This window comes from Xanthomonas bonasiae (genome assembly GCF_017163705.1).
GTDB classification, from domain to species: domain Bacteria; phylum Pseudomonadota; class Gammaproteobacteria; order Xanthomonadales; family Xanthomonadaceae; genus Xanthomonas_A; species Xanthomonas_A bonasiae.
The window spans coordinates 274,439-296,672 of record NZ_JAFIWB010000002.1 but is presented as its reverse complement, the minus strand read 5'-3'; the positions used below and the strand labels follow the sequence as shown (position 1 = coordinate 296,672).

Here is a 22,234-nt window from a genome sequence, read left to right as displayed (position 1 = left end):
ATGCTGGGCTGGATCAAACCATCATCGATGTCGACAAAGCAAGAAGATGCTACATGAACAACGCACGGTTCAGGCTCGCGCGAAATCGTAGGCGAGCACATCGCCGATCGACCCGGTGCTGCGCATCGCCATCAGCAGGCGATCCACGCCGACCGCGACGCCGGCGCAATCGGGCAGCGCCGGCAAGGCCTGCAGCAGACGCTCGTCCAGCGGCGGCAGTTGCGCGCCGCGCTCGCGGCGCAGCGCGTGATCGCGCAGGAAGCGGCGTCGCTGCTCGGCCGCGTCGTTGAGTTCGTGGTAGCCGTTGGCCAGCTCGTAGCCGCCCAGGTACAGTTCGAAGCGTTCGGCCACCGGCGGTTGTTCGTCGCGGACGCGCGCCAGCGCGCACTGCGTGGCCGGCCAGTCGTGGACCACGGTGATGCGGTCGGCCGGAAACGCCGCTTGCAGGCGATGCGTCATCAGCAGGTCGAGCCAGTCGTCGCGGGTCAGCCCTGCAGCGTCGATGCGGATGTCGCGCAATGGCTGCTGCAGCGCATCGAGCGGCGCCAGCAATGGATCGATGCCCAGCGTATCCAGGAACAGTTGCCGATAAGTGACGACCTGCAGCGTCGCCGTGCGCGCGACCAGCGCCAGCGCCTCGCGCACCAGCGCCACGGTCTCGTCCACCAGCTGCAGATGATGCCAGCCGACCCGGTACCACTCGAGCATGGTGAATTCGGGATTGTGGCGGCCGCCGGCCTCGCCGTTGCGGAACACCCGGCCGAGTTCGTAGCAATCGCCGACGCCGGCGGCCAGCAGGCGCTTGAGCGGATACTCGGGCGAGGTGCGCAGCCAGCGCAGCGCCGGGCCGGCATCGACATGGCCGCTGAAGCGGGTCTGGAAACTGTCGATGTTGGGTTCGGTGTTGCCGGCCGCCGACAGCATCGGCGTCTCCACCTCGAGCACGTCGCGCGCGGCGAAGAAGGCGCGGATGCGCGCGTTGAGCGCGGCGCGCAGGCGCAGCGCGGCGATGTCCACGGCCTCGCTCATCGCGGCGATCCGATCGGGTGCGTCGCGCCCGGAAGCCGGCTCACCCCTGCCCCTCGTGCTCGCCGAGCAAGGCCAGCAACTGCGCCTCGTCCCACACCGCAACGCCCAGTTCCTGCGCCTTGTCCAGCTTGGAACCGGCCTCGGCGCCGGCGACGACGAAACTGGTCTTCTTCGACACGCTGCCGGCGACCTTCGCGCCCAGCGCTTCCAGGCGCGCCTTGGCCGCGTCGCGGCCGAGTTGCTGCAGGGTGCCGGTCAGCACCACGGTCTGCCCGTCCAGCGGCGCGGCGCGGCGCGCGGCCTGCGCCGGCGCCGCGTCGAGCAGGCGCCACATCGCCGCGTCGGCGGCGCGCAACGCCTGCAGCCGCGCGTCATCGGCCAGATAGGCGGCGAGATTGGCCGCGCCCGCCGCCGACAGCCCGGCGCCGGTCCAGCCGCTTTCGTTGGCGCGCAGCAGCGCATCGAGCGTGCCGTAGGTCGCGGCCAACCGTTGCGCGCTCTTGCCGCCGAGCTTGTCCACCGGCAACGTGGTCAGCAGGTGCGCCAGGTCCAGCCGCTCGCGCAGCTCCGCCGGCGGCACGCCCTCGTCGGCGAAGCGGATGCCGGCCTGGACCAGCGCATCGACCACGGCCGCGTTGCCGGCTTGTTCGAAGAAGGTCGCGATCGATCGCGCGACCTCGCCGCCGATATCGGGTAGCGCCTGCAGCAGCACCGCCGGCGTGCTGCGCACGAAGTCCAGCGATCCCAGCCAGTGCGCGAGCGCCTTGGCGGTGGTCTCGCCCAGGTGCGGGATGCCCAGCGCGAACAGGAAGCGCGGCAATGTGGTGTCGCGGCTGGCGGCGATCCCGGCGACCAGGTTTTCCGCCCATTTCGTCGCCAGCTTGCCGCCCAGATCCACGGCCAGGTGCGCACGCAGGAAGTCGGCGCGCTTCCAGTCCGGGGATTCCTGCGCCAGCAGCGCCTGCGCTCGCGCATCGAGCATCAGCGCGCCCTTGCTGTCGTTCACGGCCTGCACCAGGTCGGCCGCGGTCGCCGCATCCAGCGCCGCCTTCATCCGCACCAGGTCTTCGACGCTCAGCGCATACAGATCCGCCAGCGACTGCACGAAACCGAATTCGACCAGGGCATCGGCCTGGCGATCGCCCAGGCCCTCGATGTCCATGGCCCGGCGCGAGGCGAAATGGCGCACGGCCTCCTTGCGCTGCGCCGCGCAGGCCAGACCGCCGCTGCAGCGCCAGGCCACCGCGTCCTCTTCCTTGACCAGCTCCGAGCCGCACACCGGGCATGTGGCCGGCATCGTCCACGGCAGCGTGCCGGCGGGACGGCGTTCTTCGATGACCCGCACCACTTCGGGAATCACGTCGCCGGCGCGGCGCACGATCACGGTGTCGCCTTCGCGCGCATCCAGCCGCGCGATCTGGTCGGCGTTGTGCAAGGTCGCGTTGGTGACGGTGACCCCGGCGACCTGCACCGGTTCCAGCCGCGCCACCGGGGTGACCGCGCCGGTGCGGCCGATCTGCACTTCGATCGCGCGCAACACGGTGGACTGTTCCTGCGCGGGGAACTTGTGCGCCAGCGCCCAACGCGGCGCGCGCGAGACGAAGCCCATCGCTGCCTGCTGGTCGTAGTCGTCGAGCTTGTAGACCACGCCGTCGATGTCGTACGGCAGCGCGTCGCGCCTGGCGCCGATACGGCGGAAATACGCGATCAGGCCGTCGAAGCCGGTCGCCGTCGCGACCTCGGGCGCCACCGGGAAGCCATAGCGGCGCAACAGGGCCAGGGTCTGCGAATGGGTCTCGGGCAGTTCCAGGCCGCGCACCTCGCCGACCGAATAGGCGAAGAACGCCAGCGGCCGCCGCCGGGTGACCGCCGGATCGAGCTGGCGCAGCGAACCGGCGGCGCCGTTGCGCGGATTGGCGAGCAGTTTCTCGTTGCGTTCCAGCGCCTTGGCGTTCCAGGCGGCGAACGCCGCGCGCGGCATGTAGATCTCGCCGCGCACCTCCAGCACCGCCGGAAACGGCGTGCCCAGGTCGCGCAGCTTCAACGGTACCGAGCGCACCTGGCGCAGGTTGGCGGTGACGTCCTCGCCGGTGCTGCCGTCGCCGCGGGTGGCGCCCTGCACGAACACGCCGTCCTCGTAGCGCAGGCTGATCGCCAGGCCGTCCAGTTTCGGCTCGACCGAGAACACCGGCGCGGCCAGGTCCAGTGCGCGCTCGATGCGCCGCTCGAAATCGGCGACTTCGGCGAAGCGCTCGCGGTCGTCGGCATCCTCGGCCACGCCCGGCGTCTCGAACGCGTTGGCCAGCGACAGCATCGGGATCGCATGCCGCACTTCCGGGAAGCCGCCATCCGGCCGCGCGCCGACGGTACGGGTCGGCGAGTCGTCGCGCGCCAGCTGCGGGTGCTCGGCTTCCAGCGCCTCCAGCTCGCGCATCAACGCGTCGTACTCGGCATCGGTGATCGACGGATCGTCGTGCACGTAGTAGCGGTCGTTGGCGTCTTCGATGCGCTGGCGCAAGTCGGCGGCGCGCTGCTGGAGATCGGGCGTGGCGGTCATGCGCGGCCGGGGACCTGGTGACGGAGAGGGAGGCGATAGTAACTGCGTGCCTGGCAAGGGGAAATGCGGGTGAGGCCGGGATTGGAGATTGGGGATTCGGATTGGGGCTCTGAAGGTGGGGGACCGGTAGCGCGGCGGACGTACCCTCACCCCAACCCCTCTCCCGAGGGGAAAGGGGCGCAGCGGACGCTCCGATCGCAGCGCCGCGCTTTTCCGATTCCCCACTCCCCTTTCTCGATGCCCTGTTTTCCCACTATTCAGAAAACTTGCCGAAACGTTAAGGAAACATTAGGTTTGCCTCCCCGCCCTGACGTTTCGCTGGAGAATGCCCGTGTCGCTACCGGTTTCGCGCCGTTCCTTCCTTTCCCTCGCCACCTCGGGCCTGGCGGTCGGCGCACTGGGCCTGGCGCCCGCTGCGGAAGCGGCAAAGCGCAAGGCGGCGGCGGTCGCGACGCCCGGCGTGGCGCCGGCGGTCGGCCCGGTCTATCTGAACTTCAACGAATGTCCGCTGGGTCCGGCGCCGGCCGCGCTGGATGCGGCGCAGGCGATCCTGCCGCGCGCCGGCCGCTACCTGTTCGAACTGCAGAACGACCTGATCGCGCTGTTCGCCGGCGAGCAGCAATTGCCCAGCGATCACGTCGCGGTCTATCCCGGCTCCAGCGACCCGCTCAACCGCGCCGCGCGTGCGTTCACTTCGGCCCGCGCCGGCGTGGTGGTGGCCGATCCGACCTTCGAAGCGGTCGCCGATGTCGCCGCCGCGCACGGTGCGCCGGTGCGGCGGGTGCCGCTGCGCGCCGACGGCGGGCACGACGTCAGGGCGATGGCCAGCGCCGATCCGAACGCCGGGCTGATCTACCTGTGCAACCCGAACAATCCGACCGGCTCGATCACCGCGCGCGCCGACATCGAATGGCTGCTGGCCAACAAGCCCGCTTCCAGCGTCCTGCTGGTCGACGAGGCCTACATCCACTACAGCGAGCAGCCCTCGGTGATCGACCTGATCGGCCAGCGCCAGGACCTGCTGGTGCTGCGCACCTTCTCCAAGCTGTACGGCATGGCCGGGCTGCGCCTGGGCCTGGCGGTGGCCTCGCCGGGACTGCTGACCAAGCTGGCCGCGTTCGGCGAGAACCCGGTGGCGATCCCCGCGGTGGCCGCCGGCATCGCCAGCCTGCGCGACGTGCAACTGGTGCCGGCACGGCGCGCGGAGAATGCGCGGATCCGCAACGAGACCATCGCCTGGCTGCAGAGCAAGGGCTACAAGTGCCTGCCGTCGCAGGCCAACTGCTTCATGGTCGACGTCAAGCGCGACGGCAAGGCGTTCGCCGCGGCGATGGCCAAGCAGGGCGTGATGATCGGCCGCAGCTGGCCGATCTGGCCGAAGCTGGTGCGCGTCACCGTCGGCACCGAGGCGGAGATGCTGCGGTTTCGTGAGGCGGTGTTGAAAGCGCGCAAATAGCGCGCTTGGGATTGGGGAGTCGGGATTGGGGATTCGTAAAAGCTGGCTTCGCCGCTTACCTCATCGGCCCGTAACCTCATCGGCCCCCGTACCCTCATCCGCCCCTTCGGGGCACCTTCCCCCCAAAAGGGGGCCGTGAGTCCCGATGGGAGAAGGGAAGGCGCAGCGGATTCGCTGTTACGAATCCCCAATCCCGACTCCCCAATCCCGGCGCCACGCTACCAGCGCGGCGCCTTGGTCAACGGGGGCGCCTGATGCTGGCGGTCGTAGGCGCGCAGTTCGTCGCGGATGTGGGCGATGCGCTGGCGGCCGAGGGCGTTGCGGCTGTCGTCCAGGACCACGCCGTCGAGCAGTTCGCCCATGCGCTGTACGGTCGGCAGCATCTTTTCCCAGGCGTCGAGCGCGGTCAGCGGCGCCGGCAGGGTCAGGAAGAACGCGATCGCCGGGGTCTCCATCTCGCGGATGTGGGCCATGTCGAAACTGCCCGGCTTCATGATGCTGGCCATGCTGAAGATCGGGCCGCGCTCGGGATGGCCTTCGACCAGGCGGTGGAACACGCTCATGTGGCCGAACACCAGCCCGGTCTTCTCGGCGGCGACGACGATGTCCTCGCCGCGCAGCACCTGGCCGGCGCGCGCGGCGACGTACAGCGAGACGATCTTGTCGAAGTCCTGGCTCGGCCGCTTGCCGAGTTCGGCGTTGGCCGCCTCGGCGGCGGACAGGCCCAGTTCGGGTTGGCCGAGGGCGCCGTCCTGGTCGGGCGCGGCGATCGCGTCGCCGTCGGCGGGCGTCGCGGCATCGCCGAGCGAGGGCTCGCGGCGCGGCGCGGCCGGGTCGGCCGGCTCCACGCGCCGACCCTGGGTCGGTTTCTTCGGGCGGCCGAACAGAAAGATCGCCGCGATCAGCAACAGACCGGCGGCGAGGATGCCGATGCGCAGCATTGCCATGTCGGACATTCGGGGGTTACTCCGGCAGGGGTGCGTAGGGGGAAGACAAGGTATTTAGCATGTCACGTCAGGCCGCGCCCGCCAAACGCGCGGCTTCCTCGAGGTCCACGCTGACCAGGCGGCTGACGCCCGGCTCGCGCATGGTCACGCCGCTGAGCTGGTGCGCCGCTTCCATCGTGGCCTTGTTGTGGCTGACGAACAGGAACTGCACCTTCTCGCTCATCTCCTTGACCATCGCCGCCAGGCGGCCGACGTTGGCTTCGTCCAGCGGCGCGTCGACCTCGTCGAGCAGGCAGAACGGCGCCGGGTTGAGCTGGAAGATCGCGAACACCAGCGCCACCGCGGTCATCGCCTTCTCGCCGCCGGACAGCAGCGAGATGCTGGACACGCGCTTGCCGGGCGGACGCGCCATGATCGCCACGCCGGTGTCGAGCAGGTCTTCGCCGGTGAGTTCCAGATAGGCGTGGCCGCCGCCGAACAGGCGCGGATACAGCGCCTGCACGCCGGAATTGACCCGGTCGAAGGTGTCCTTGAAGCGGCCGCGGGTCTCGCGGTCGATCTTGCGGATCGCGTCCTCCAGGGTTTCCAGCGCGGTGTTCAGGTCGACGTCCTGCGCTTCCAGGTATTCGGCGCGCTGCGCGGCCTCGCCGTATTCGCTGATCGCGGCCAGGTTGACCGGCTCCAGGCGGCGCATGCGTCCGTCGATCTGCTGCACCGCCTGCTCCCACTCGGCCGGATCGGCCTGTTCGGGCAGGCCGTTGATCACGTCCTCGAGCACGAAGCCGGCCTTGACCACGGCCGCCGACAGTTGCTCGGCGCTGAGCACCAACGCCTGCTGGTCGAGGCGGCGCTGGGCGATGCGCTCGCGCTGCGCCAGGGCCTGTTCGTCGCGCTGCTGTCGGGTCTGTTCCAGGCCGCGCAATTCGTTGTCGATGCCGTCCAGCAGCGCGCGCGCCTCGCCGAGCGCGCGGTCGGTGCGCACGCGTTCGCTGAGGGCCGCCTGGTGCTCGGCTTCCAGCGCATGCACCGGCGAATCGCCTTCGCTCAGCTGCGCGCTGAGTTCGCCCAGGCGCGAATCCAGCTGCCCGCGCTGGTTGCCCATGCGCTCCAGCGCCTGGCTCAGCGAGGCGATCTGGGTGCGTTGCGATTCCAGGGTCAGGGCCAGCGCATGCGAGGCCTCGCGCACCCGGCGCGCGGCATCGCGGGCCAGGTCGCGCGCTTCGGTGAGCTGGCGACGCTCGCTCTCCAGGGTGTGCCGGGTGCTTTCCAGGTCGCCCATGCTGGTGACCGCGTCTTCCAGCTTGGAACGCGCCTCGCGCGCCTGCTCGCGGCTGCTGTCCAGCGTTTCCAGCAGCTGCGCGATCTCCGTCTCGATGCGCTCGATGCGGGTGCGCGCGGCGTCCACCTTGCCCTGCTGGCTCTGCAGTTGCCCGGCCAGTTCGGACACGCTGCGGTGCGCCTGGTACAGCTGGCGCTGCGCTTCCTCGCGCTGCTGCTCGGCGGCCAGCGACTGCTCGCGCAGGCTCGCCAGGCGCTGGTCCAGTTCCGCTTCGCGGTCCTGCAGCGCATCGATCTGGCCGCGCAGGGCCTGGATATCGCGCTCGCGCAGCAACGCGCCCTGCTTGGCCGCGCCGGAGCGCGACACGCGCAGCCAGCCTTCGCCCAGCCGCGCGCCGTCGCGGGTGATGACCGAGTCGCCCTCGCCCAGCTGCGGCAGCAAGGCGCGTGCGGCGGCCAGGTCCTCGGCCGCGTGCAGCCGCGACAGCAGCCGGCGGATCGCGATCGGCCCCTGCACCTTGGCGGCCAGCGAGGTCGGCGCGAAGTGGCCGGCCTCCTCGTCGCTGCTGACCAGCGCGATACGGCCTTCGCCGAGCTCGCCCAGCGCGTCGACCAGGGTCTCCGGCGCATCGACCAGCACGCCTTCGATCAACTGCCCGAGCGCGCCTTCGACCGCGTTTTCCCAGCCGCTTTCGACGCTGATGCGCTCGCCCACGCGCGCCGCCGAATCCAGTCCGCGCGCCTTCAGCCAAGCCACCGCAGCGCCCTGCTCCTGGCCGAGCGCGGCCTGCTGCAGGGTTTCCAGCGACGACAGCCGGCCGCGCGCGGCCTGCGCCTGCTTGCGCACCTCGGCCAGTTCCGCCTGCGCGCCGCGCTGCTGTTCCTGCAGCGCGGTCAGCGCCTGCTTGCGGGTCTCGACCTGTTCGTTGAGCCCGTCCAGCGCGGCGCGCTGGGTCTCGTGCTGCAGCTCCACCTGTTCGAACGCGGCGGCCAGCGCGTCCAGGTCCAGCCCGGCGCGCTCGGCGGCCAGCGCTTCGCGGCGGCGCTCGGCTTCCAGCGACTGCCGGTCCAGGTAGTCGACGCGGGTGCGCTCCACTTCGCCGGCGCGCGAGGCCTCGGCCGTGTAGCGCTGGTGCGCTTCCCAGCGCTGCTGCCAGTCGGCCAGCCTGGCCTCGGCGTCGCGCAGCGCTTCCTGCTTGTATTCGTTGTCTTCCTGCAGCTGCTCCAGCTGCGGCCCGGCGATGTCCACCGACTCGCGCAGCAGCGCCAGCTTGGCCTCGTCGCCGCTGATGTGCTGGCCGAGTTCGGCCAGCGCCAGCTGCGCTTCGTCGCGCGCCTTGTGCAGGCGCTGCGACAGGTCGCGCTGGTGCTGGATCTGCTGCTCGATGCGCGCCAGGGTGCTGCCGACCTGGTAGACCTCGGCCTGGGCCTTGCTCAGGGCGTCGGCGGCTTCCTCGCGGCGCACGCGGCCGGTCTCGATCCGCGCCTCGGCCTCGCGCTGCTCGGCGATGAACTGCTGCAGGCGCGTCTCTTCCTGGCCCAGCGCCTCGCGCAGGCCCTGCAGCTTGCCGTCCAGGCCGCGGTATTCCAGCGCCTTCCACTGCGCGTCCTTGACCCGGCGCTCTTCCTGCAGCGCCTGGTACTGCTCGGCCTGGCGCGCCTGGCGCTTGAGGTGCTCGAGTTGCTTGCCGATCTCCTCGCGCAGGTCGCCCAACCGCTCCAGGTTCTCGCGGGTATGGCGGATGCGGGTCTCGGTCTCCTTGCGCCGCTCCTTGTACTTGGAGATGCCGGCGGCCTCTTCCAGGTACACGCGCAGGTCTTCCGGGCGCGCCTCGATGATCTGGCTGATCATGCCCTGCTCGATGATCGAGTAGCTGCGCGGGCCCAGGCCGGTGCCGAGGAACAGGTCGGTGATGTCGCGGCGCCGGCACTTGGTGCCGTTGAGGTAGTAGCTGCTGCTGCCGTCGCGGCTGACCTGGCGCTTGACCGAGATCTCGTTGAACGAGGCGTACTCGCCGGAAATGGTGTGGTCGGAGTTGTCGAAGATCAGCTCCACCGTGGCCTGCGACACCGGCTTGCGCGCCGAGGAGCCGGAGAAGATCACGTCGGTCAGCGAGTCGCCGCGCAGGCGGCTGGCCGAGCTTTCGCCCATCACCCAGCGCACCGCGTCGATGATGTTCGACTTGCCGCAGCCGTTCGGACCGACGATGCCGGTCATGTTGGTCGGCAGGTGCAGCGTGGTCGGATCGACGAAGGACTTGAAGCCGGACAGCTTGATGGTCGACAGGCGCATGGGGCAGGCAATCCATGGCAGGCGGCGGCCGGCGGGCCGGCACGCGCTGCCGCTAATGAATATCCAGGTGAAGTCCCGCTTCCAAGTCCTTGATACGACTACGATCGCCGGACAGGAAACAGGCACGAACCGATGAGTATAACGGCACCCAGCGAGGGCCGGGGCCGGAGGCCGCAAACGAAACGGGCACCTTGCGGTGCCCGTTTCGGTACAGCATGAAGCCGTGGATCAGGCTTCGGCTTCGACCACGACCTTGACCGTGGTCTCGACGTCGGCGTGCAGGCGCACCAGCACCTCGTACTCGCCGATGTTGCGGAACGCGCCTTCGCCCAGCACCACTTCGCCCTTTTCCAGCGGCAGGCCGGCGGCGGTGAACGCCTCGGCGATGTCGCGCGGGCCGACCGAGCCGTACAGCTTGCCTTCGGTGGACGCGTTGGCCTTGACCGTCACGCTGGCGCCTTCCAGCTTGGCCGCACGGGCCTCGGCGTCGGCGTGGATCGACTGTGCCTTGGCTTCGTACTCGGCGCGCTTGGCCTCGAACTCGGCGATGTTGGCGGCGGTGGCCGGCACGGCCTTGCCCTGCGGCACCAGGAAGTTGCGGCCATAGCCCGGCTTGACGTCGACCTTGTCGCCGAGGCCGCCCAGGTTGGTGACTTTCTGCAGAAGAATCAGTTGCATGGTGTTGCTCCGTTATTCGTTAGCGCACGCCCGAAGGCGCCCGCAACGCTTGCTGTCCGAATAGGAAAAGCCGGGAATCGGGAATCGGGAATCGGGAATCGCAAAATTCCCGAGCAACGCCGCACTCTTCGATCGCCAGACTTCTATTGAGTAGCCCGCGCACGGATGCGTGGGCTGTTGCCCGGAAGGACCCGCACAACCGTGCGGGCGCTTCCGGAGCGGTCACATCAGATGTCGTGGTTGTCCGTGTACGGGATCAGCGCCAGGAAACGCGAGCGCTTGACCGCCGTGGCCAGCTGACGCTGGTACTTGGACTTGGTGCCGGTCACGCGGCTCGGCACGATCTTGCCGTTCTCGGTGAGGTACTGGCGCAGGGTGTTGAGATCCTTGTAGTCGATCTCTTTGACGCCCTCGGCGGTGAACTTGCAGAACTTGCGGCGACGGAAGAACTTGGACATGGCAGTGCTCCTTAGGCGGCTTCGGCGGCGTCGCCGTCGGTTTCGGTGGCGGCGGCAGGCGCATCGCCTTCCTCGTCGTCGCGGCGACGGCGCTCGCTACGCTCGGGCTTGTCGCCCTTCTCGTCCTTGCTCTTCATGATCAGCGACTGCTCGGTGTCCGGGCCGTCGCGCTTGATCACCAGGTGGCGCAGCACGGCGTCGTTGAAGCGGAAGCTCTCGACCAGTTCGGCGAGGATGGCCTGGTCCACTTCGATGTTGAGCATGACGTAGTGCGCCTTCACCAGGTTCTGGATCGGGTACGCCAGCTGGCGGCGGCCCCAGTCTTCCAGACGGTGGATGGTGCCGCTGCCGTTCTCGACCAGCGACTTGTAGCGCTCGATCATGGCCGGGACCTGCTCGCTCTGGTCCGGATGGACCAGGAACACGATTTCGTAATGACGACTCATGTGGTTATACCTTTCGGATGTGGCCCGAGGGCCGGACAGCCCCCCGCGAAGCCCAAAACGGGTGCGGTGGGGCAAGGGATCCCGCCACGACAGGCGCAGGAAGCCGGAAAGTATGGCAGCGCAGAGGCCGCGCCGCAAGGCGGGGGCTGTCACCCGCCCTGAGCGGGTGCCACCGGCTGCAGCCGATGCGCCCGCCTGGGCCGCTGCCGCGCCGGCGCCGGTTTTGCGACACTGGCCGGGTGAACCGCACACCGCCCTCGCCCTCAGCCACCGACGCCAGCGCGCTTCCTGCACGCCTGCCCGCGCAGCGGCCTGCCCTGCCCGCTGCCGCAGGCCGCGACCTTGCGGCCAGGCCTGCACGAGTACGCCGCGCCGAAAGCGCCGCGCTCCCCTTTCGCATACGCGGCATGTCGGCCGGGTACGCGCATTGAGCGCCCGCCTGGACGCCGACCCTGCCCTGCGCGTCGGCCAGCCGCTGCAGCTGGACCTGCCGCCGGCGGTCGCCACCGCCCTGCGCAGTGCACACCGCTACCTGCTGCACGACGGCACGCCGCTGTACGCGCTGGGATTCGACGCCGAGCGCTTCCACTCCCAGGCCTTCGCCGCGGCGACGATCGCCTGCCCGGACAGCGTCGCGCGCAGCGTGCGCAAGCGCCAGGCGGAATTCCTGTTCGGGCGCCTGGCCGCGCGGCTGGCGCTGGACGATGCGCTCGGCCCGGCGCAGGCGCGGGCCGAAATCGCGATCGGCGCGTCGCGCGAGCCATGCTGGCCGGCCGGCGGCCTGGGCAGCATTTCCCACAGCGGCGGCTGCGCGGCGGCAGTGGCGCTGCCGGCCGGCCAGGCCCATGGCATCGGCATCGACCTGGAACGGCTGCTCGCGCCGGCCGCGCGCGAGGCCGTGCTGGGCGTGGCGATCGATGCGCAAGAAGCCGAGCTGCTGGCGGCCGCGGCCAACCCGCAGTGGTCGCACGATGCGCTGCTGACCGCGCTGTTCTCGGCCAAGGAAAGTCTGTTCAAGGCCGCGTTCGGCGCGGTCGGGCGTTATTTCGACTTCGCCGCGGCCCGCGTCTGCGGGGTCGATCCGGTGCGGCAGCGCCTGCGCCTGCGGCTCACCGAGACGCTATGCGCGCAGTTCGTCGAAGGCCAGGCCTGCGAGATCGGTTTTGCGCGGCTGGACCTGGATCCGCAGCTGGTGCTGACCCACTACGCGTGGTGAGCGCAGCGCCGGCGCTCAGCGCGCGGCGGCCGCCGCATGCTCGGCGTCGGTGGTGAAGCTCTCGCCGCAGCCGCATTCGGCGGTGGCGTTGGGATTGCGGAAGATGAAGGTCTCGCCCAGGCCCTGCTTGGCGAAATCGATCTCGGTGCCGTCGACCAGCGGCAGGCTGGCGGCGTTGACGTAGATGCGCACCCCATCCTGCTCGAACACCGCATCGTCCGGGTGCGCTTCGCGCGCCAGGTCGGTGACGTGGCCCCAGCCCGAGCAGCCGGTGCGTTCGACGCCGAAGCGCAGGCCCAGCGCGCCGGGGGTCTGGGCGACGAAGCGCTGCACGCGCTCGAAGGCGACGGGAGTGAGATGGATGGCCATGGCGAACGACTCCGGGAACAGCGAACGGTCATTATAGGGAGGAAGCGCGGCGGCGGATGCGCACCGTGCCTCGCAAGCGCCGCGGTTCAGCCAGTACACTTGCCCGTTCCATATCGAGTCGCTGCGGCGAGGATTCAAGTCATGACGGTGGTGAGCGTTGAGCATGCGCTGGCCGGGAAGATCCCGGCGGGCGGCGAGGTGACGGTACGCGGCTGGGTCCGCACCCGGCGCGATTCCAAGGCGGGGCTGTCCTTCGTCAACGTCAGCGACGGCTCCTGCTTCGCGCCGATCCAGGTGGTGGCGCCGGCCGAGCTGCCCAACTACGAGGCGGAAGTGAAGCGGCTGACCGCCGGCTGCGCGGTGATCGCGCGCGGGCGCCTGGTCGCCTCGCAGGGCCAGGGCCAGAGCTTCGAGATCCAGGCCGAGGCGATCGAGGTGGTGGGCTGGGTCGAGGATCCGGAAACCTATCCGATCCAGCCCAAGGCGCATTCGCTGGAATTCCTGCGCGAGGTCGCGCACCTGCGCCCGCGCACCAACCTGTTCGGCGCGGTGACCCGCATCCGCAACTGCCTGGCGCAGGCGGTGCACCGCTATTTCCACCAGAACGGCTACAACTGGATCAGCACCCCGATCATCACCACCTCCGACGCCGAAGGCGCCGGACAGATGTTCCGCGTGTCGACCCTGGACCTGGCCAACCTGCCGCGCGACGGCAAGGGCCAGGTCGATTTCGGCCGCGACTTCTTCGGCAAGGAAACCTTCCTGACCGTGTCCGGCCAGCTCAACGTCGAGGCCTACTGCCTGGCGCTGAGCAAGGTCTACACCTTCGGCCCGACCTTCCGCGCCGAGAACAGCCACACCACCCGCCACCTGGCCGAGTTCTGGATGATCGAGCCGGAGATCGCCTTCGCCGACCTGGCCGAGGACGCGCGGGTCGCCGAGGACTTCCTCAAGTACCTGTTCCGCGCGGTGCTCGAGGAGCGCGGCGACGACCTGGCGTTCATCGCCGAGCGCGTGGACAAGACCGCGATCAGCAAGCTGGAGGCGTTCATCAACTCGCCGTTCGAGCGCATCGAGTACGGCGATGCGATCACGCTGCTGCAGAAGTCCGGGCACAAGTTCGAGTTCCCGGTGGAATGGGGCCTGGACCTGCAGACCGAGCACGAGCGCTGGCTGACCGAGCAGCACGTCGGCCGCCCGGTGGTGGTGACCAACTACCCCGAGCACATCAAGGCCTTCTACATGCGCCTGAACGACGACGGCAAGACCGTGGCGGCGATGGACGTGCTGGCCCCGGGCATCGGCGAGATCATCGGCGGCAGCCAGCGCGAGGAGCGCCTGGACGTGCTGGACACGCGCATGGTGCAGTTCGGCCTGGATCCGCAGCACTACGGCTGGTACCGCGACTTCCGCCGCTACGGCACGGTGCCGCACGCCGGCTTCGGCCTGGGCTTCGAGCGCCTGGTGGTCTACATCTGCGGGCTGAGCAACATCCGCGACGCGATCCCCTACCCGCGCGCGCCGGGCAGCGCCGAGTTCTGAGGACATGGCCGACGCCGACGCCACGGTGACCATGTACCGGCCGCTAGGACCGGAGGAATTCGCGCTGGTGCGCGATTCCGGGTTCCGGCGCTGGCCGCCGCGGCTGCCGGAACAGCCGATCTTCTATCCGGTGACCAACCAGCGCTACGCCGAGGAGATCGCCGGGCGCTGGAACGTCAAGGACAGCGGGGTCGGCTACGTGGCGCGGTTCGCGGTGCGCGCGGCATTCATGGCGCCCTATCCAATCCAGAAGGTGGGCGGCGCGCAGCACACCGAGTGGTGGATCCCGGCCGAGGCGCTGGAGACGCTGAACGACAATATCGTCGGTCTCATCGAGATCGTGGCGCGCTTCGATGCTCCGCTCGAGGAGACCTCGGCATGATCCTGTTCTTCGCGCTGTGCTTCGTCGGCGTGGCCATCGCCGGGTTCAGCGCGTTCCTGATCTTCTGGCCGCTGACCCTGGTGCATATCCGCGACCGGCATCCGCCGCTGGTGGCTGAATTCGGGCCCGGCGCGTTTCTCAAGCCGGTGGCGCTGGGCTGGTTGCTGGCGCGGCGCTACCGCCCGCTCGGCGACCGCTCGCTGTCCGGGCTGGCGACCCCGGCCTGGCTGTCGCTGCTGACCATCTTCTTCGGCCTGGGCATGGCCGCCCTGCTCTGGCTGCTTTCCCTGGTGATTCCATGACTTCAGACGCTTCCGCCGCCGATCGGTGGTACCTGGCCAGCCTCGGCCGCATCCTGGTGTGGGCGCGCCTGCGCGTGCGCGAAGCCGGCACCGCCGAGGTGCTGGACAGCGACGGCAACACGCTCAGCTACGACAGCGAGGACACCGCGCAGGCGGCATTGTTCGACGCCGAGTTCGTCGCCTTCGACGGCCTGGACGAGGACGACGCGCTGGCGCGCGGGTTCTCGCTGCACGAAGTGGCGCCGCCGCAGGCCGACAACGATGCCGCGCTGCGCGGACGCATGACCCAGACCCTGGGCACGCGCGCCTGAGCCGCCGATGCACGTCCCGCCGGCGTTCGCCGAAACCGACCTGGGCGCGCTCGACGCGCTGATCGCGCGCGATCCGTTCGTCACCCTGGTCACCGTCGCCGACGGCCTGCCCTGCGCCACGCCGCTGCCGGTGCTGTACCGGCGCGACGGGGCGCGCATCGTGATCGAGGGCCACTGGGCGCGCGCCAACCCGCAGTCGCGGCATGCCGGCCCGGCGCTGCTGATCGTGCACGGGCCGCAGGCCTATGTGTCGCCGGGCTGGTATCCGGACAAGGAGGCGATGGCGCGCGTGCCGACCTGGAACTACGCCACCGCGCACCTGCATGGCCGGTTGCAGGCCAGCGACGACGAAGCGCTGCTGGCCGACATCGTGGCCCGGCTCAGCGAACGCCACGAGCGCGCGCTCGGCAGCGACTGGCGCTACGAACCGCACAACGAGGCGCACCGGCGCCAGTTGCGCGGCATCGTCGGTTTCCGTTTCGAACCGGAGCGGGTGGAACTGAAGTTCAAGCTGAGCCAAAACCACCCGCCAGCGAACGCGACGGCGGTGAGCGCGGCCTTGCAGGCGCAGGCCGATCCTGGCGCGCAGGCGGTGGCCGCATTGATGCGCGAGCGCCTGCAACGGCGCTGACGGCGCCTGCGTCCGCGCGCGGGCGCGGGCGCGCCGCGCGTCCCGACCAACATACGCCGGCGTGTGTCCGCGCCGATGAACCGCGCCACGCCTGCCGCCGCCGCGACCCGCCCATGTGTGCGCCGGCTTCTGGAATAATGCGCGGCTATGAGCAAAATCGATCAGCTACTGCACAACAACCGCGCCTGGTCCGAGCGGATCAATCGCGAGGATCCGGACTTCTTCGGCCGCCTGTCCAAGCAGCAGACCCCGGAATACCTCTGGATCGGCTGCTCGGATTCGCGGGTGCCGGCCAACCAGATCATCGACATGGCGCCGGGCGAGGTGTTCGTCCACCGCAACATCGCCAACGTGGTCGTGCATACCGACCTCAACTGCCTGTCGGTGATCCAGTTCGCGGTGGAAGTGCTGAAGGTGCGGCACATCCTGGTGGTCGGCCATTACGGCTGCGGCGGCGTGCATGCCGGCCTGACCCGCGCCCGCCTGGGCCTGGTCGACAACTGGATCCGCCACGTCACCGACGTGGCCGAAAAGCACGAAGGCTGCCTGCAGCAGGCCGGCGACCTGACCCTGCAGCACGCCCGCCTGTGCGAGCTCAACGTGCTCGAGCAGGTGGTCAACGTCAGCCGCACCTCGATCGTGCGCGACGCCTGGGCCGCCGGCCAGGAGCTGACCGTGCACGGCTGGGTCTACAGCCTGCGCGACGGCCGCGTGCACGACCTGGGCATGGAACTGGAGCGGATCGAGGACCTGGCGCCGCGCTACGATGCCGCACTGGCGCGGATCTGCCAGGACCGCGAGGATCGCTGATCCGGTGCCGGCGCCCGCGCCGACACGACTGCCCAAGGACACCGCATGCTCCCCGCCCCGCTGAACCTGCACGCCTGGATCGACGAACACCGGCACCTGCTGAAGCCGCCGGTGGGCAACAAGTGCATCTACGCCGGCGACTTCATCGTGATGGCGGTCGGCGGGCCGAACGCGCGCTCCGACTTCCACTACGACGAAGGCCCGGAGTGGTTCTACCAGCTCGAAGGCGAGATGGTATTGAGGATCCAGGAAGACGGCGCGGTACGCGAGATCCCGATTCGCGCCGGCGAGACCTTCCTGCTGCCGCCGAAGGTGCCGCATTCGCCGCAGCGGCTGCCCGATTCGGTGGGCCTGGTGATCGAGCGCCGCCGCCTGCCGCACGAGAACGACGGCCTGCAGTGGTATTGCGAACGCTGCAACCACCTGCTGTACGCAGAATATTTCCCGCTGCGCAATATCGAGACCGATTTTCCGCCGGTATTCGCGCGCTTCTACGCCTCCGAGGCGCTGCGCACCTGCGGCCGTTGCGGACAGCTGCACCCGGTGCCGGCGCCCGTCGCCGCGCCGTGAGCGCACCCTCGCCGACCGTCGCGCCGGGCTGCGATGCTGCATAGCCTGATCGCGCTGAAGCCGCGCGACGTCCCGCTGCGCGTCGCCCTGCGCAACACCTTCGCGGTGGTCGCCCCGCTCGCCGTGGGCGTGGCCAGCGGCCATGCCGAACTGGGCCTGGCGATGGCCACCGGCGCGCTGAACACCATGTTCTCCGACCAGCCCGGGCCGTACCGGGCGCGCATGCAGCGCATGCTGATGGCGGCGCTGGCCGCCGGCGGCGCGGCGCTGCTGGGCATGCTGATCGGCGCGCATACCCCGGCGCTGGCGCTGGCGGCGCTGTTGCTGGGCCTGGGCGGCGGCCTGCTGGTGGCGCTGGGCCCGGTCGCGGCGCGGGTCGGGCTGACCAGCATGATCCTGCTGGTGGTCAGCGCCGACGTGCGCCTCCCCGCCGCACAGAGCGTCGGCGTGGCCTCGCTGATCTTCGCCGGCGGCGTGCTGCAGATGCTGATGGCGCTGGCCGCCTGGCCGCTGCAGCGCTACCGCCCGGAGCGGTTCGCGCTGGCCGAACTGATGCGGCAGCTGGCCGGCATCGCCCGCCAGCGGCCGAGCGCGACGCTGGCGCCGCCGGCCACCGAAGCGGTGCTCGAGGCGATGGTGATGCTGCACGGCGAGCACCGTTCGCGCGGGCTGGCGGTGCAGTCGTTCCGGATCATCGCCGAACTGTGCGAACGCGCGCGACTGGAACTGCTGACCCTGACCGACCTGCACGGGCGCCTGGACGAAGCCGCCGCCGCGCGGCTGCCGATCGAGCGCGTGCTGGAGCGCAGCGCGGTGGTGCTGGACCAGCTCGCCTACGCGCTGGACAACGCCGAAGACCCGGCCGCGGCGGAGGCCTCGATGACAGGCTTCGACGATCTGGCCGAGGCGCTGGCGCAGGCCCAGGCGCAAGCGCAGGACACCCGCGAGCGGCGCCTGCTGCGCATCGCCGTGGCCCGCGCGCAGGGCCTGGGCGGGCAGCTGCGCGCGCTGGTGCGCAATGGCCACTGGGCCAGCAGCCGCGGCGAGATCCAGGCCGAGCTGGCCGAGGCCCGGTTGCCGGCGGCGCTGCGCCCGCTGGCGCCGCTGCAGACCCTGCGCGCCAACCTCGGCTTCTCCTCGGTCGCGTTCCGGCATGCCTTGCGCTGCGGCGTGTGCCTGAGCCTGGCGGTGCTGTTCGAACGCTGGCAGGCGATCCCGCACGGCTACTGGATCCCGATGACCACGGCGATCGTGCTCAAGCCGGATTTCGGCGGCACCCTCAGCTTCGGCGCCTTGCGCGTGGCCGGCACCTTCGCCGGGCTGGTGCTGGCCACCGTGCTGGCCCACTTCACGATGGACGGCGCGGTGGTGCGGCTGCTGTTGCTGACCGTGTTCTGCCTGGGCTTCCGCCTGCTGACCCAGGTCAACTACGGCCTCGGCGTGGCCTGCCTGACCGGCATGCTGGTGTTGCTGCTGTCGTTCGAAGGCATGGCCCCGGGCGAGGCGATCGGCGAACGCATCCAGGCCACCGTGCTCGGCAGCGCGCTGGCGCTGGTCGCCTATGCGCTGTGGCCGACCTGGGAGCGGCGGCATATCCGCGCCACCCTGGCGCAGCTGTTGCTGGCCTATCGCGACCATCTCGCCGCGCTGCTCGAAGGCCGCCTGCAGGCGCTGCCGGAGACCCGCGCCGCGTCGCGTACCGCGCGCACCAACGTGCAGGCCTCGATCGAGCGCCTGCGCGGCGAACCGCGGCGCAAGCGCAACCTGCGCGAACTCAAGCTGGCCGAATCGGTGCTGGCCAACGGCAACCGCCTGATCCGCGCCTCGCTGGCGCTGGAAGCGGTGCTGCGCGACAGCCCGGCGTTGCCGCCGCTGCCGGAACTGGCGCAGTTTCGGCAGCAGGCGCATGCGGCGCTGACCCAACTGGCCGACAGCCTGCGCAGCGGCACCCCGCCGCCGCAGGCGACCTTGCGCAACGACGAACGGCGCCTGGCCGAGGCGCTGGCCGCGCATCTGCAGGAAGCCAGCGACGGCTCGGCGCTGGCCGCGCTGGCCGACACCGGCGACCGCGTCGCCGACAGCGTCGGCACCCTCACCCACCTGTTGCGCAGCGCCATGCTGCCGGCCACCGCCACGCCCGCCGACGAAGCGCTACGCCGCGACCGGTAGACTGTGCCCTCGTCCCGTTACCCGCTGCCGATGAACGAGATCCTGACCCGCAACCACGCCACCGCGCTCGATGCCGCCGACCCGCTGCGCGAGCTGCGCCGCGAATTCCTGTTCCCGCAGCACCAGGGCGCCGACCAGGCCTACTTCGTCGGCAATTCGCTCGGCCTGCAGCCGCGCGGCGCGCGCGCCGCGGTGCAGGAGGTGCTGGACAAGTGGTCGACGCTGGCGGTGGAAGGCCACTTCACCGGCGACACGCAGTGGATGACCTACCACGAACTGCTGGCCGCGCCGCTGGCGCAGCTGGTCGGCGCGCTGCCGCACGAAGTGGTGGCGATGAACACGCTGACGGTGAACCTGCACCTGCTGATGGTCAGCTTCTACCGCCCCACCCGCGAGCGCCCGGCGATCCTGATCGAGGCCGGCGCGTTCCCGTCCGACCAGCATGCGCTGGCCTCGCAGATCCGCTTCCATGGCTTCGACCCGGCGACCGAACTGATCGAAGTGCAGCCCGACGGCGCCGACGGCACCGTGTCGCTGGCGGCGATCGAGCGCGCGATCGCCGAACACGGCCCGCGCCTGGCGCTGGTGCTGTGGCCGGGCGTGCAGTACCGCACCGGGCAGGCCTTCGACCTGGACGCGGTGGCGCGGCTGGCCCGCGCGGCCGGCGCCGCGGTCGGTTTCGATCTGGCGCATGCGGTCGGCAACATCCCCTTGACCCTGCACGACACCGCGCCCGATTTCGCGGTGTGGTGCCACTACAAGTACCTCAACGCCGGCCCCGGCGCGGTCGCCGGCGCGTTCGTGCACGAGCGCCATGGCCACGGCGACACGCCGCGCTTCGCCGGCTGGTGGGGCCACGACAAGCGCACCCGCTTCCAGATGCGGCCGGAGTTCGTCGCCGCGCCCGGCGCCGACGGCTGGCAACTGAGCAATCCGCCGATCCTGAGCATGGCGCCGCTGCGCGCCTCGCTGGAGCTGTTCGAACGCGCCGGGCTGCCGGCGCTGCGGCGCAAGTCGCTGCAACTGACCGGCTATCTGGAAACGCTGATCCGCGCGCGCCTGGCCGAGACCCTGCAGATCGTCACCCCGGCCGACCCGGCGCAGCGCGGCTGCCAGCTGTCGCTGCGCGTGATCGGCGGCCGCGAACGCGGCCGTGCGCTGTTCGAGTACCTGCAATCGGTCGGCGTGCTCGGCGACTGGCGCGAGCCGGACGTGATCCGGATCAGCCCGGTGCCGCTGTACACCCGCTATCGCGACGTCTACCGCTTCGTCGAGGAAGCGGAAACCTGGGCCGGCGTCTGAGCCGCCCCCTCCTGCGCGGCCACCGCCGCGCGTCATGCCGGATTTCTCCTTGAGCGCCTCCCCCCGCAGCATCACCCTGATCGGCGCCGGCCTGGCCGGTTCCCTGCTCGCCATCCTGCTCTCGCGCCAGGGCTGGCGCGTCACCGTCTACGAGCGCCGCGGCGATCCGCGCATCCAGAACTACGAGCGCGGCCGCTCGATCAACCTGGCGCTGGCCGAGCGCGGCCTGCACGCGCTGCGCCAGGCCGGCGCCGACGCCGCGGTGATGGCCAAGGCGGTGATGATGCGCGGGCGCATGGTGCATTTCGCCGACGGCCGCCAGCAACTGCAGCGCTATGGCCGCGACGACAGCGAAGTGATCTGGTCGGTGCACCGCAACGACCTCAACATCACCCTGCTGCAGCTGGCCGAACAGGCCGGCGCGCAGATCCACTTCTACCGGCGCCTGCACACGGTGGACTTCGACGCCGGCTACGCACGCTTCATCGACGACCGCGACGACCAGCCGCACGACATCCGCTTCCGCAGCATGATCGGCGCCGACGGCGCCGGCTCGGCGCTGCGCGCGGCGATGCAGCGCAAGTCGCCGATGGCCGAGCACACCGAGTTCCTGGACCATTCGTACAAGGAACTGGAGATCCCGCCCAACCCCGACGGCGGCTTCCGCATCGAGGCCAACGCGCTGCACATCTGGCCGCGCGGGCACTACATGTGCATCGCCCTGCCCAACGACGAAGGCACCTTCACCGTCACCCTGTTCCTGCCGAACGAAGGCGAGCCCAGTTTCGCCACCACCCGCAGCGGCGCGGAAGCCCTGGCGCTGTTCGAACGCGACTTCGCCGATGCGCTGCCGCTGATGCCGCAACTGGCCGAACACTGGGAACAGCACCCGCCGGGCCTGCTCGGCACGCTGCGCCTGGAACGCTGGCACCTGGACGGGCGCGCGGTGCTGCTCGGCGATGCCGCGCATGCGATGGTGCCGTTCCACGGCCAGGGCATGAACTGCGCGTTCGAGGATTGCGTGGCCCTGGCCGCGCACCTGCAGCGCGAGCCGGACCTGGGCCGCGCCCACGCCGCATTCGAGGCCGAGCGCAAGCCCAACGCCAGCGCGATCCAGCAGATGGCGCTGGAGAACTACATCGAGATGCGCGACCGCGTCGGCGATGCCGGCTTCCTGCTGCAGCGCGAACTGGAACAGGCGCTGCAGGAGCGCCACCCGACCCGCTTCGTGCCGCACTACACCATGGTCACTTTCCTGCGCACGCCGTACGCGCTGGCGTTGGAGCGCAGCGAGATCCAGCGCCAGATCCTGGTGCAGGCCACGCAGGGCCACAGCGACCTGTCGCGGATCGACTGGGCCTGGCTGGAACGCACCGTGCACGAGCGCCTGGCACCGCTGGACGGCGCGCATTGAGCCTGTCTGCCTTACCCTGTAGGAGCGGCTTCAGCCGCGACCGGCATTACCGGTAGCGTTGGCCGCGGCTGAAG

20 protein-coding genes are annotated in these 22,234 nt (G+C 70.3%); 12 read left to right on the top strand and 8 right to left on the bottom strand.

What is annotated here, in order from left to right; genetic code table 11:
• Positions 1 to 69: 69 nt before the first annotated feature.
• Positions 70 to 1,029: an EF-P lysine aminoacylase EpmA gene (gene epmA / locus JR064_RS03990; RefSeq protein WP_206228878.1), complete on the bottom strand. Its 960-nt coding sequence runs from the start codon at positions 1,027 to 1,029 to the stop codon at positions 70 to 72.
• A 40-nt stretch (positions 1,030 to 1,069) separates the two neighbouring features.
• Positions 1,070 to 3,586 carry an NAD-dependent DNA ligase LigA gene (gene ligA / locus JR064_RS03985; protein WP_206228877.1) on the bottom strand — a complete coding sequence of 839 codons (2,517 nt, stop codon included), beginning with the start codon at positions 3,584 to 3,586 and terminating at the stop codon, positions 1,070 to 1,072.
• 331 nt (positions 3,587 to 3,917) lie between these two features.
• On the opposite strand from ligA, the gene JR064_RS03980 reads away from it, so the two are divergent.
• On the top strand, positions 3,918 to 5,042 hold the full coding sequence (locus tag JR064_RS03980; protein WP_206228876.1) for a pyridoxal phosphate-dependent aminotransferase: 1,125 nt from the start codon (positions 3,918 to 3,920) through the stop codon (positions 5,040 to 5,042).
• Positions 5,043 to 5,260: 218 nt separating this feature from the next.
• On the opposite strand, the gene zipA is transcribed toward JR064_RS03980, so the two are convergent.
• The 5 genes from zipA to rpsF form a co-directional block, all read right to left on the bottom strand.
• Positions 5,261 to 5,998 carry a cell division protein ZipA gene (zipA, locus tag JR064_RS03975; RefSeq protein WP_206228875.1) on the bottom strand — a complete coding sequence of 246 codons (738 nt, stop codon included), beginning with the start codon at positions 5,996 to 5,998 and terminating at the stop codon, positions 5,261 to 5,263.
• 58 nt (positions 5,999 to 6,056) lie between these two features.
• Entirely contained in the window at positions 6,057 to 9,560 is a 3,504-nt protein-coding gene (gene smc / locus JR064_RS03970) for a chromosome segregation protein SMC (RefSeq protein WP_179565047.1), read from the bottom strand.
• A 228-nt stretch (positions 9,561 to 9,788) separates the two neighbouring features.
• On the bottom strand, positions 9,789 to 10,238 hold the full coding sequence (gene rplI, locus JR064_RS03965; RefSeq protein WP_179565049.1) for a 50S ribosomal protein L9: 450 nt from the start codon (positions 10,236 to 10,238) through the stop codon (positions 9,789 to 9,791).
• A 227-nt stretch (positions 10,239 to 10,465) separates the two neighbouring features.
• Positions 10,466 to 10,696: a 30S ribosomal protein S18 gene (rpsR, locus tag JR064_RS03960; RefSeq protein ID WP_003473336.1), complete on the bottom strand. Its 231-nt coding sequence runs from the start codon at positions 10,694 to 10,696 to the stop codon at positions 10,466 to 10,468.
• Between the two features lie 11 nt (positions 10,697 to 10,707).
• Positions 10,708 to 11,142 (bottom strand): 30S ribosomal protein S6, encoded by a 435-nt coding sequence (rpsF, locus tag JR064_RS03955; protein ID WP_003473337.1) that lies wholly within the window; start codon positions 11,140 to 11,142, stop codon positions 10,708 to 10,710.
• Between the two features lie 427 nt (positions 11,143 to 11,569).
• On the opposite strand from rpsF, the gene JR064_RS03950 reads away from it, so the two are divergent.
• On the top strand, positions 11,570 to 12,358 hold the full coding sequence (locus JR064_RS03950; protein WP_206228874.1) for a 4'-phosphopantetheinyl transferase family protein: 789 nt from the start codon (positions 11,570 to 11,572) through the stop codon (positions 12,356 to 12,358).
• Positions 12,359 to 12,373: 15 nt separating this feature from the next.
• Here the strand turns inward: JR064_RS03950 and JR064_RS03945 are convergent, their stop codons facing one another.
• A complete protein-coding gene (locus JR064_RS03945; protein WP_179565053.1) occupies positions 12,374 to 12,727 on the bottom strand; it encodes a HesB/IscA family protein in 354 nt (117 codons plus the stop codon).
• Positions 12,728 to 12,868: 141 nt separating this feature from the next.
• Here JR064_RS03945 and asnS point away from each other — a divergent pair, with 141 nt between their 5' ends.
• The 10 genes from asnS (at position 12,869) to JR064_RS03895 (ending at position 22,160) form a co-directional block, all read left to right on the top strand.
• Entirely contained in the window at positions 12,869 to 14,269 is a 1,401-nt protein-coding gene (gene asnS / locus JR064_RS03940) for an asparagine--tRNA ligase (protein WP_179565055.1), read from the top strand.
• A 4-nt stretch (positions 14,270 to 14,273) separates the two neighbouring features.
• A complete protein-coding gene (locus JR064_RS03935) occupies positions 14,274 to 14,651 on the top strand; it encodes an ADP-ribosylation/crystallin J1 (RefSeq protein ID WP_191824094.1) in 378 nt (125 codons plus the stop codon).
• Positions 14,648 to 14,953, top strand: a complete 306-nt coding sequence (locus tag JR064_RS03930) for a hypothetical protein (RefSeq protein ID WP_179565059.1) — start codon at positions 14,648 to 14,650, stop codon at positions 14,951 to 14,953. The genes JR064_RS03935 and JR064_RS03930 overlap by 4 nt, the downstream gene beginning before the upstream one ends.
• Complete coding sequence (locus JR064_RS03925) at positions 14,950 to 15,264, top strand: hypothetical protein (RefSeq protein WP_179565061.1); 315 nt, start codon at positions 14,950 to 14,952, stop codon at positions 15,262 to 15,264. Before JR064_RS03930 ends, JR064_RS03925 begins: the two co-directional genes overlap by 4 nt.
• A gap of 7 nt (positions 15,265 to 15,271) precedes the next feature.
• Positions 15,272 to 15,895, top strand: coding sequence for an FMN-binding negative transcriptional regulator (locus JR064_RS03920; RefSeq protein WP_206228873.1), 624 nt, complete (start codon positions 15,272 to 15,274; stop codon positions 15,893 to 15,895).
• 147 nt (positions 15,896 to 16,042) lie between these two features.
• Entirely contained in the window at positions 16,043 to 16,705 is a 663-nt protein-coding gene (gene can, locus JR064_RS03915; protein WP_058197164.1) for a carbonate dehydratase, read from the top strand.
• Between the two features lie 45 nt (positions 16,706 to 16,750).
• Positions 16,751 to 17,275, top strand: coding sequence for a 3-hydroxyanthranilate 3,4-dioxygenase (locus JR064_RS03910; RefSeq protein ID WP_179565065.1), 525 nt, complete (start codon positions 16,751 to 16,753; stop codon positions 17,273 to 17,275).
• 33 nt (positions 17,276 to 17,308) lie between these two features.
• Entirely contained in the window at positions 17,309 to 19,444 is a 2,136-nt protein-coding gene (locus JR064_RS03905; RefSeq protein ID WP_206228872.1) for an FUSC family protein, read from the top strand.
• A gap of 30 nt (positions 19,445 to 19,474) precedes the next feature.
• On the top strand, positions 19,475 to 20,746 hold the full coding sequence (kynU, locus tag JR064_RS03900) for a kynureninase (protein ID WP_179565069.1): 1,272 nt from the start codon (positions 19,475 to 19,477) through the stop codon (positions 20,744 to 20,746).
• Positions 20,747 to 20,780: 34 nt separating this feature from the next.
• Complete coding sequence (locus JR064_RS03895) at positions 20,781 to 22,160, top strand: FAD-dependent oxidoreductase (protein WP_206228871.1); 1,380 nt, start codon at positions 20,781 to 20,783, stop codon at positions 22,158 to 22,160.
• Positions 22,161 to 22,234 lie beyond the last annotated feature (74 nt).

Bases quoted from the DNA above. Each gene is read 5' to 3' on its own strand.
- ligA (WP_206228877.1), bottom strand. From the start codon at position 3,586: ATGACCGCCACGCCCGATCTCCAGCAGCGCGCCGCCGACTTGCGCCAG.
- JR064_RS03905 (WP_206228872.1), top strand. From the start codon at position 17,309: ATGCTGCATAGCCTGATCGCGCTGAAGCCGCGCGACGTCCCGCTGCGC.
- JR064_RS03895 (WP_206228871.1), top strand. From the start codon at position 20,781: ATGCCGGATTTCTCCTTGAGCGCCTCCCCCCGCAGCATCACCCTGATC.
- rpsR (WP_003473336.1), bottom strand. From the start codon at position 10,696: ATGTCCAAGTTCTTCCGTCGCCGCAAGTTCTGCAAGTTCACCGCCGAG.
- smc (WP_179565047.1), bottom strand. From the start codon at position 9,560: ATGCGCCTGTCGACCATCAAGCTGTCCGGCTTCAAGTCCTTCGTCGAT.
- asnS (WP_179565055.1), top strand. From the start codon at position 12,869: ATGACGGTGGTGAGCGTTGAGCATGCGCTGGCCGGGAAGATCCCGGCG.
- JR064_RS03935 (WP_191824094.1), top strand. From the start codon at position 14,274: ATGGCCGACGCCGACGCCACGGTGACCATGTACCGGCCGCTAGGACCG.
- kynU (WP_179565069.1), top strand. From the start codon at position 19,475: ATGAACGAGATCCTGACCCGCAACCACGCCACCGCGCTCGATGCCGCC.
- rpsF (WP_003473337.1), bottom strand. From the start codon at position 11,142: ATGAGTCGTCATTACGAAATCGTGTTCCTGGTCCATCCGGACCAGAGC.
- can (WP_058197164.1), top strand. From the start codon at position 16,043: ATGAGCAAAATCGATCAGCTACTGCACAACAACCGCGCCTGGTCCGAG.
- JR064_RS03925 (WP_179565061.1), top strand. From the start codon at position 14,950: ATGACTTCAGACGCTTCCGCCGCCGATCGGTGGTACCTGGCCAGCCTC.
- rplI (WP_179565049.1), bottom strand. From the start codon at position 10,238: ATGCAACTGATTCTTCTGCAGAAAGTCACCAACCTGGGCGGCCTCGGC.
- JR064_RS03920 (WP_206228873.1), top strand. From the start codon at position 15,272: ATGCACGTCCCGCCGGCGTTCGCCGAAACCGACCTGGGCGCGCTCGAC.
- zipA (WP_206228875.1), bottom strand. From the start codon at position 5,998: ATGTCCGACATGGCAATGCTGCGCATCGGCATCCTCGCCGCCGGTCTG.
- JR064_RS03910 (WP_179565065.1), top strand. From the start codon at position 16,751: ATGCTCCCCGCCCCGCTGAACCTGCACGCCTGGATCGACGAACACCGG.
- JR064_RS03930 (WP_179565059.1), top strand. From the start codon at position 14,648: ATGATCCTGTTCTTCGCGCTGTGCTTCGTCGGCGTGGCCATCGCCGGG.
- JR064_RS03945 (WP_179565053.1), bottom strand. From the start codon at position 12,727: ATGGCCATCCATCTCACTCCCGTCGCCTTCGAGCGCGTGCAGCGCTTC.
- epmA (WP_206228878.1), bottom strand. From the start codon at position 1,029: ATGAGCGAGGCCGTGGACATCGCCGCGCTGCGCCTGCGCGCCGCGCTC.